Origin of the sequence: Streptomyces yerevanensis (assembly GCF_000716805.1) — a bacterium.
GTDB classification, from domain to species: domain Bacteria; phylum Actinomycetota; class Actinomycetes; order Streptomycetales; family Streptomycetaceae; genus Streptomyces; species Streptomyces flaveus.
The window spans coordinates 1-1,305 of sequence record NZ_JNWJ01000190.1 but is presented as its reverse complement, the minus strand read 5'-3'; the positions used below and the strand labels follow the sequence as shown (position 1 = coordinate 1,305).

The 1,305-nt window shown below is 66.9% G+C and carries 1 protein-coding gene; it reads right to left on the bottom strand.

Annotated features, from left to right (window positions below; genetic code table 11):
• Nucleotides 1–629: 629 nt before the first annotated feature.
• Nucleotides 630–1,305 (bottom strand): NADP-dependent oxidoreductase (locus OP79_RS48980; RefSeq protein ID WP_033329729.1); only part of this gene is annotated, 676 nt, incomplete at its 5' end.

The following is a 1,305-nucleotide window of genomic DNA, read 5'->3' as shown; positions in this document are numbered from 1 at the left end:
TCATGGTCACCATGAGTCAACGAGACCGCTCCCGTCCCCTGGCTGTGCAACACAACTTCAGCGACGATGAAATCGAGCACGGACTCAAAGCTGTTCGCCCCTACGCCAGTTTGAGACTTGGCGTTCGCGACGCGTCCCAGCCCAATGAGCACTGTGCATCGTGAAGTTGCAGGTCTTGTGTCCTGAACATGAAAGGGAGTTGGTTGTAGGACAGCTTTCGGAAATGATGCTGTGCGGGAGATGAAAGGATTTGTGGCCCTTTGAACGGCCAAGCGGTACGCCGTTCCACGAGGACCAGGGTGGATCAGGAATTCTGACGCACGTGCTTCACAGCGACTCTCCACGGTTCCCGTGGACGGTCCCCAGCACCACGCTGACCTGCGAGCTCACCGGCATCACAGAGGCATCGGTTTCGGTCGGAACGAACCCCACCAGCGTCCCGGACCGACATCAGCCCACGTCAGGGCACACAAGAAGCACCTCGGCGCACGCCACGGCATTTACCACGCCCCCGGCGCGCACCGAAGGTGCGCTGTATCGCTGACCCGAGAAGTCAGAGCTTCCGGCGGCGATAGTGCTCACCTGCTGACAGCTACGGAATCGAGCATTCCCCGGCTCCGTATCTCCCATTAGGCGGTGGGCGGGACGACGATGGCCTTGCCGTGCACCGCGCCTTCGGCGGCCCGGGCATGCAGGGCCGGCAGCTCGGCCAGCGGCACCCGTTCGGCGACGTCGACACGCAGCTCGCCGCGGTCGATCAGCGCTACCAGCTGCGCCAGCTGGTCGGCGTCGCTGCGGACGAACAGGTCGATGCCGCGCACGCTGCGCTGTTCGTCACTGGGCGCGGGCATCCACACCGTGGTGTTCACCAGCACTCCACCGGGACGGATCAGGGCGGGCAGCGCGGCCAGCTGCGCCGGGTCGACCGGTGCGAGGTTGAGCACGACGTCGACCGGTTCGGTCACCGCCGCGCTCACGCTGGTGGTGGTGTGGTCGATGACTTCGTCGGCGCCTGCCGATGTGACCGCCTCGCTGCTGCGTGGGCTGGCCGTGGCGATGACGTGGGCGCCGGCGTTCTTGGCCAGCTGCACGGCGTAGCCGCCGACCGCTCCGCCCGCGCCGTTGACCAGCACGCGTTGCCCGGCCGTCAGCTTGGCGTGGTCGAACAGCGCCTGGTACGCGGTGAGGCCCACCAGTGGCAGTGCGGCGGCGTCGGCCAGCGGGACGCTCTTCGGCGCCGCCGCGAGGATCTCGGCCGGGGCGATGACGTACTGCGCTGCGGCGCCGGGCTTGTCCATCGGCAGG